Genomic DNA, 1,011 nt, shown 5'->3' with positions numbered 1-1,011 from the left:
GAGTAAATTCATCTCCCTAGCGTGACCACTGACGCCAAATGACACGAAGGGAATGTCTATACTTTATAGATAGGCAATCCTTTGGCTATAAGCTGGCATATATTCCCCAATTGGTTCCCCATTTGTATGTAGGTAAATTGCTGGTTTTAAGGCTGCCAAGATTGAAATATTTTCAAAAGCATTTTGTAAAAGATACAATTCTGGGACTTTTTTCAGTGATTTTAGGTTGATGTAGTCCGGTTTATTTTCCAGACTAGAACCCACATCATTTGACATATCCTCGGACAGTATCAGAAAATCCGCATCCGGGTAAAAGACCTGGTAGACCTTGGCATAAGCTGGTTCAAATTGATTGATAGCCCGTTCTAACTGATCGACTTTTTCAGGATGGTAGCCCGTCAAACGAAAGTCGACCGTATGGACAAATTTGGCTTCAGGCGTTTGGATAAAAATGCCCCAATTCCTTTGATATCGTGGTCTGACTCTTGGAAAAAACTTGGATATCCCCAGTCGTCACTATTTACCCGTAGTCACCCCATGTAACATGGCTACTGGCGCCACTTCATCGCCTAACTCAATCAAGGCTTCATAAAGTACATTTTCTTCGCAGTAGTACAGAATATCACGTCCACGTTAATTCTCTGTAAACTTTGGCTATTGTTTGACTAAATTCGAAATTATATGCAAAAAAAGAAACCAAGTCTTTACCTGATTGTTTGCAGGTAAAGACTTGGTTCTCTAATTATAATGCTTTATTCAAAAAATGGTAGGTCATCATTTGACCCTTGGAAATCTAGGGTAATTTCCTCGTCTTCTGTCTCTTGATTTTGATTTTCTTCGCTAGCAACTTGCCCTTTAGGTTTATAGAAAGCCCGGTTGTCCATACCGAAAATGCGGGCTGAAAATTCGCCAGGTTCTGTATGGTCCAAAGCAGTTGTCATCATTTGAATAGAAGCATCTAAGTTGTCTAAATGATGTAGGATTTCAGCTTCTAATAAATGCGGTGACACA

1 protein-coding gene and 1 pseudogene are annotated in these 1,011 nt (G+C 39.8%); both read right to left on the bottom strand.

The window, feature by feature from the left end:
* Nucleotides 1-63: 63 nt before the first annotated feature.
* Entirely contained in the window at nt 64-402 is a 339-nt protein-coding gene (locus tag ACRCJ0_RS15215) for a hypothetical protein (protein ID WP_431391048.1), read from the bottom strand.
* Between the two features lie 350 nt (nt 403-752).
* A pseudogene (locus ACRCJ0_RS15210) lies at nt 753-1,011 on the bottom strand (3'-5' exonuclease); the annotation flags it as partial.

The organism is Aerococcus sp. L_32 (assembly GCF_050689315.1).
Note: the sequence above shows the minus strand (reverse complement) of the source record. Positions and strands in the feature narration are given on the sequence as shown.